Raw genomic sequence first — 6,013 nt, forward strand, 5'->3', positions numbered from 1 at the left:
CAGACAGCGACCACGACGGAAGCCTTGTCCTGCTGCCATGGATTGCTCGGCGGGGCCAGGCGGCACGATAGCTGTCTGGCCGTTGGCCGGCGCGGGCGGGAGGCTGTCCGCGCTCGCGGTGACCGCCGTCCCATCGGCCCTCCCGCTTTCGAGCGCTTCCAGCCGTTGCCGTAGCCGTGCGATCTCCTCCGACTGCCGGCGGACGATTTCGGCGAGTTGCTCGACCGATGGCGATGGCGCCCCCTGCGCGAGGCATGAAGCCGGCGCGAGCAATACTGCGGTGATGCCGAGGCCGAAAGGAGATGGCTCGAACCCTCCTGTCATGCGCTTCCCTTTCTCCCTGTGCCGGCACAGGGGCGCAGCCAGCCGGCGATTGCCCGCCGAGGTGGGCGCGCGCTCGCGGATCAGACTTCCTAGGCGAGAACCCGCTGTTCCTGGACACCAAGTCCATCGATGCCGAGGCGCATCACGTCGCCGGGCCTTAGGAAGACAGGCGGCTTCTGCCCGAGGCCGACACCGGCGGGCGTGCCGGTAATGATGAGATCGCCGACTTCGAGGGCATGGAAGCCGGAGACGTAGCTCACGATCTGGCGCACCCCGAAGACGAGATTGCGGGTCGTGCCGTCCTGATAGCGATGGCCGTTCACCTTGAGCCAGATCGAGAGGTCGCCGGCGTCGCCGACCTCATCCTTGGTCACGAGCCACGGCCCGATCGACGTTCGAGGGCAGCCGATCGAGCAACGCGGTAGTCATCTTGGCGTCACCGAACACGGACGGCCACTCGCCGAACGCCCGGTTGGTGGTGACCACGATCGACGTCTGCTCGTAGAGCTCGCTGACGAGATGAAACAGCAGCTGTCCGCCGGAGAGCGCGCACGGCAGGTAGCCAAGCTCGTCGAGGATCACCAGATCGAGCCGCGAGAGATGGTCGGCGATGCGGCCGGGCTGGGCCACGCGGGTTTCGTCCTAGCCTTTCTCGTGATTTTTCACCGCCTGCATCATATCTTGTGCATTGTCGCGGTTAGTGCATCAGCTATGATGCAAAGAGCGAATTCCAAAAACTTGCTAGCTACATGTTTGCGCTATAAGTAGAGCACTAAGCCTGCTAATGCACGAATTATGGTGCGAACATGAGAAGCTCTCAGTCCCAAAATGCCTTGCCGCTTGGCGTACGAAAGGCGCTGCGCAAGCTCGGCGGCGACATCCAGATTGCGCGCAAGCGCCGCCGCCTGACGATGACGATCGTCGCCGAGCGCGCCTTTATCAGCCGCAACACGCTCACGCGCGTGGAGCGCGGCGATCCTGCGGTTGCCCTCGGCATCTATGCCACAATCCTCTTCGTGCTCGGACTGGCGGAGCGCCTCGGCGACCTTGCGGACCCGCTCAGCGATGCCGTAGGGCTGTCCCTCGAGGCCGAACGGCTGCCTCAGCGCGCGCGCAGCGGGTCCTGAGGAGGCCACGATGGAACGCACGCTCGACGTCCATATCGACTGGCAGGGAGAAACCCTGCGCGTCGGCCGCCTGTGGGCGCGCTCCAAGGGCAACAAGGAAACCTCCAGCTTCGAATATGCGGATAGCTGGCGAGGACATCCTCATGCCTTCGCGCTTGATCCAATACTGCCGCTCACAGCCGGGACCTTCCATACCGAGGCTCTTTTCAATGCCTTCACGGACCCCGCACCCGACCGCTGGGGCCGCAACCTCCTGCTGCGTCGCGAGCGCAAGCAGGCCAAGGCCGAAGGCCGGCCCGCCAGGACGCTGCTCGATATCGACTATCTCACGCTGGTCGAGGACAGAAATCGCCTGGGCGCTCTGCGCTTTTCCGAAGATGGTGAGCATTTCCTCGCGGAATCCGAGCAGGCCATCCCGCCGATCATCAATCTCGGCAGGCTGCTCTCCGCCACGACCCGCATCCTCAACGACAAGGAGAGCGACGACGATCTTCGTCTTGTCCTCGCGCCCGGGGCGTCGCTCGGCGGCGCTCGTCCCAAGGCAGCAGTCATCGACGCGGGCGGGCACCTGACAATCGCGAAGTTCCCGAGCCCGACCGACGATTGGCCGGTGCCGCGCTGGGAAGCGACGGCGATGACCCTAGCGCGCGCCGCCGGCATCGACGTGCCCGATTTCGCGCTCCACAAGGTTCAGAACCGTCCCGTCTTCATCATGCGCCGGTTCGACCGGGACGATACCGGCCGGCGTATCCCATTTATCTCGGCGCTGACCGCGCTCGCGGCCTCCGACGGCGACGTGCGCAGCTATCTGGAGCTGCTCGACGTTCTGCGCACCGATGGCGCAGCCCCGGAGCGCGATGCGGCGCAGCTCTGGCGGCGGATGGTCTTCAACGTGCTGGTCTCCAACACCGACGACCACTTGCGCAATCACGGCTATCTGCGCGACGCGGGCGGATGGCTCCTGGCGCCGGCCTATGATCTCAATCCGATGCCGATCGACGTGAAGCCGCGCCACCATGCCCTGACCCTCGACGAGGCGGATGACACCAGCTCGATCGATACCGCAATGGCGGTGGCCGGGCAGTTCGGTCTCAAGCCCGACGCGGCGCGGACCATCGCCGCCGAGGTCGGGGTCGCTGTGCTCGCCTGGCGTGAGGTGGCTGCCGACAACGGCCTGACCGGGGCACAAATCGAGCGGATGGCCAGTGCATTCGAGCATGAGGATCTGGCGAAGGCGGTCGCCTGACTGCGCAACAGCGCCCAAGGTCAGGCCTGACAGCACGATCCCGACGCGGCTCGGGTGTCCGAAAAATGGCTACGGATTTCGGACGTGTCGACACGATACAGCTCGACGATTGCCGAGCCGCTCCCGAGTTTCGACCATAGGCGCGGGGCGGGGAAGGCCCTCCCATAGGCGCTAACTTAACGAGATTGCTTGCCGCTAGCGCGGGCCGCTATCACAGTCGCCGCTCGAAAGTCGATCACCGCTGGTCGTTCAGCGGATCGCCAACGCTTCCTGAAACCGACCAACCTGTCGAACCTTCCCAATCGGGCAGGTGCCCATCAGTGACTGCCGATACCGTGATGCACCGTGAATAGGTGCTGGTCATCGTAGCGACGCTTGATCGCTTCGAGACGTGCAACGTTCGATCCCCAGAACGCTTGCCGCCAATTTTCCTGGTGAAAGTCGCACTCGTTGACGTAGGTGCCGGCGTCCAGCGCGATTTTGCGAAGTTCGCTGATAGCCGACGCGATCGCATCGGCGCGCTCTCTCGCATCCTTCTTTGCCGGCAGCGGCTGACCAGGATACGCCGGATCGGCCGCGGAAGCGGTGATCGCGAGAGCAAAGGCCGAAAGCACTTGCGGGTTGGTCGCTGTGTCGCGCGATGCGTTGATGGCTTCCGCTTGGGCGCCCGCCAGCCCCTTATTGAAATGGAAGGCGACCGACCAGTGCCGACTCGCAGCGAACCACGCCTCGGCAAGGCCGTCCTGGTTGCCAGCTTCGAGGAGGGATGCCGGCAGCCAGATAGATTGATAACCGAGCCAATACGCACCGACCTGCTCGCCATCCCCATGCCACCAAAAGGCTCCGGGCGAGGCCGCCAGCCGTGTGTCGCGAGAGATCGTATCGGTCGGCAGATTCGCAGCAAGCCAATCGGCATCCCAATAGTGCCGGGCTGGCACCGGCGTAACACGCAGCGGGTCTGTTTCCTCATAGTCGTCGGGGTTGGCGCGGACGAAATCGATGAAGGGACGCCATGCCGCGTTCGCCTCGTCCGACGTCAGTCCTTGAAAGAGCATGTCAATTTCGAGCGTATTGGAGCGAGTTGCACGTGCCTGCTCCCCCCAATGCGGATTGCAGAGGCGAGCCTGATAGTGGGCGACGAATTGCGCCAGCAAGCGACGGTAGGCCGCATCGGACTCGGCGTAGATACCGACCTTGGCGCCCCCGAAGAGTTCGGGGAGGTCATGGGTCTTAAGGGTCACTCGGGTTACGACGCCGAAAGTTCCCCCGCCGCCGCCCTTGATCGCCCAGAATAGGTCTGGGTGCCGGACCGCATTGACGATGCGGACCACCCCATCTGCGGTGACGATCTCGGCTTCCAGCAGGCCGCTGGCGACCGTTCCGAAACCCTTGGAGAAACTGCCGAAGCCGCCACCCTGGACGAGGCCGGCCACCCCGACCGTAGTGCATCCTCCGCCCTGCACGTAGCGTCCTCCCTCGACCGTCACCGCCTTGTAGGCGTCCATCCAGAGGCAACCGGCTCCCAACGAGACAGCATGAACCGGCGGGTTGGTCGAGCCTGCCGGCACGAACGCATCGTGCAGGTGGACCTGATTCATGGGGCGCATCCAGATCATCAGTGAGTCAGGCGCGCTGGATGCGCCGAAATAGCTATGGCCGCCCCCGCGAACGACAAGGCGCACACCATGTGACTGCGCGAAGCGGACGGCAGCGGCCACGTCCGCCGCGCTCTCGGCTTTCATGAAGTATTTGCTCGGAGCAGATCGCCAGGCGTCTAGCCAACCGGAACTTTGCGTCAGGCCCGGCTGATCGGAAACGTAGAATGGGTTTTCCATCAGCTTCGTGACTACCGGATCGGTCAGATCGGGCATAATGACGGGGGCGAGCCTGCCGGCGACCGCGCGGGACAGCGCATCCCATTCATCTGCACCCAGCCAATCATGTATCGGCGAGTGTGGAACCATGACGGGGAACGGCGCTGCTATGATGGTGGTGCCGGCGAACGCCGCGCCTGAAGTCAGAAAATCTCGCCGTTTCAAGACAGGATGCTCCGTGGCAAAGAGATCGCTCTGGAAGGAGTTTGGTCCGGCAAGCATGTTAGGTGACGTAGGTTTAGATCGAGCGGTATGGGCCGATCAGCAGCCTGGGCGGGGTAGCCAGCCGTCGCGTGGGGCGAATGGCACGCGTACAGGGGCGAATGGCTTCTGGCGCTCTATGCTGGTGATCGCATGTCTTCTGGCGCTGGCCTGCTTCGTCAACGTGACGACCGCGCTCGATGACGCGCAGAACAGTGGCACGGCGATGCGTGTTTGGCGACCGCTCGCCGTCGAAGCATCCAGCAACGTCGTGCTCTTTCTGCTCGCCCCCTTCATATACTTGGCGGTCGGGCGGGCGCGGCGCCTGTCGTCCTGGCGCAAGATCGCTCTCCTTGCCACCGGCAGCACCCCGTTCTCGCTGGCGCATGTAGCGCTGATGACAGGCGCGCGCATCGCAATCTTTGCTGCAGCGGGACAGACCTACGCCCATGCGCGGGGCATCATCTTCTATGAGTTCCGCAAGGACGTTCTGACCTATGTGCTGCTGGCGGGGACGTTTTGGTTCCTGACGAAACCGCCGATCGAGATTGCTCGGCCCGAGGCCACGAGCCCGCCGGACAGTTTCGATATCCATGAGGGCGCGAAAATCACCCGCACGCCGATCACTGAAATTCTAGCGGCTCGGGCCGCCGACAATTATGTTGAGTTCATGCTGGCAGATGGGCGCCGACCGCTGATGCGAACGTCCCTGACCAACGTGGAAGCACGGCTGTCTTCGGCCGGCATCGTCCGCACGCATCGTTCCTGGTTGGCTAACGCACGCCACGTCCGCAGCATTTCGCCAGCGGGTTCGGGCGACTTCCGCCTCGATCTCGGTCAGAACGTCATCGTTCCGCTCTCACGACGCTACCCGACCGTTCTTGCGAGCCTGAAAGCTGAAAGATGCAATTGACCTCGGCGAGGTAGGTTCTGCTGCCGCTAAAAGCCAAAATCGGGACGGGCCTTGAGAAGGCTAGGGTGCGTGGGGATTCACAGGATGGCTGGAATGTGATTCAAGCGTGGGATGGATCGAGACGTACTGACGGATGCCCAGTGGGCGAAGATTGAACCGCATTGCCTGGGCAAGCGAACGGACCCCGGGCGAAGCGGCAGGGATAACCGGCTGTTCTTGGAGGCGGTATTGTGGATTGCGCGTACGGGCAGCCCGTGGCGCGATCTGCCGGAACGGTTCGGCAACTGGAGCACGGCGTTCCGGCGCTTCCGCGACTGGCGCGAAGCCG

The 6,013-nt window shown here is 63.8% G+C and carries 6 protein-coding genes and 1 pseudogene; 4 read left to right on the plus strand and 3 right to left on the minus strand.

Going from position 1 to position 6,013, the window contains the following annotated elements; genetic code table 11:
* Positions 1 to 413 precede the first annotated feature (413 nt).
* Entirely contained in the window at positions 414 to 698 is a 285-nt protein-coding gene (locus BLS81_RS19915; protein WP_371128315.1) for a fumarylacetoacetate hydrolase family protein, read from the minus strand.
* A pseudogene (locus BLS81_RS19920) lies at positions 685 to 948 on the minus strand (ATP-binding protein); the annotation flags it as partial. The gene BLS81_RS19915 and the pseudogene BLS81_RS19920, both read right to left, overlap by 14 nt.
* Positions 949 to 1,157: 209 nt before the next feature.
* Here BLS81_RS19920 and BLS81_RS19925 point away from each other — a divergent pair.
* Positions 1,158 to 1,451: a helix-turn-helix domain-containing protein gene (locus BLS81_RS19925; protein ID WP_256326359.1), complete on the plus strand. Its 294-nt coding sequence runs from the start codon at positions 1,158 to 1,160 to the stop codon at positions 1,449 to 1,451.
* Between the two features lie 10 nt (positions 1,452 to 1,461).
* The gene (locus tag BLS81_RS19930) at positions 1,462 to 2,697 is read left to right on the plus strand and encodes a type II toxin-antitoxin system HipA family toxin (RefSeq protein WP_093226523.1); all 1,236 of its coding nucleotides are present in this window, start codon (positions 1,462 to 1,464) and stop codon (positions 2,695 to 2,697) included.
* A 317-nt stretch (positions 2,698 to 3,014) separates the two neighbouring features.
* Here the strand turns inward: BLS81_RS19930 and BLS81_RS19935 are convergent, their stop codons facing one another.
* Entirely contained in the window at positions 3,015 to 4,793 is a 1,779-nt protein-coding gene (locus tag BLS81_RS19935) for an FAD-binding protein (RefSeq protein WP_093226524.1), read from the minus strand.
* Positions 4,794 to 4,911: 118 nt separating this feature from the next.
* Between BLS81_RS19935 and BLS81_RS19940 the strand changes: the two genes are divergently transcribed.
* Positions 4,912 to 5,685, plus strand: a complete 774-nt coding sequence (locus BLS81_RS19940) for a LytTR family DNA-binding domain-containing protein (RefSeq protein WP_176787280.1) — start codon at positions 4,912 to 4,914, stop codon at positions 5,683 to 5,685.
* Positions 5,686 to 5,796: 111 nt separating this feature from the next.
* On the plus strand, positions 5,797 to 6,013 hold a 217-nt coding region (locus tag BLS81_RS19945; RefSeq protein WP_143023418.1), incomplete at its 3' end, for a transposase.

The sequence above is a fragment of the Sphingomonas sp. NFR15 genome (assembly GCF_900103265.1).
In the GTDB taxonomy this organism is placed as follows: Bacteria; Pseudomonadota; Alphaproteobacteria; order Sphingomonadales; family Sphingomonadaceae; genus Sphingomonas; species Sphingomonas pollutisoli.

Coding starts and splice junctions, on each gene's coding strand:
- BLS81_RS19935 (WP_093226524.1), bottom strand. CDS start 4,793: ATGCTTGCCGGACCAAACTCCTTCCAGAGCGATCTCTTTGCCACGGAG.
- BLS81_RS19940 (WP_176787280.1), top strand. CDS start 4,912: ATGCTGGTGATCGCATGTCTTCTGGCGCTGGCCTGCTTCGTCAACGTG.
- BLS81_RS19930 (WP_093226523.1), top strand. CDS start 1,462: ATGGAACGCACGCTCGACGTCCATATCGACTGGCAGGGAGAAACCCTG.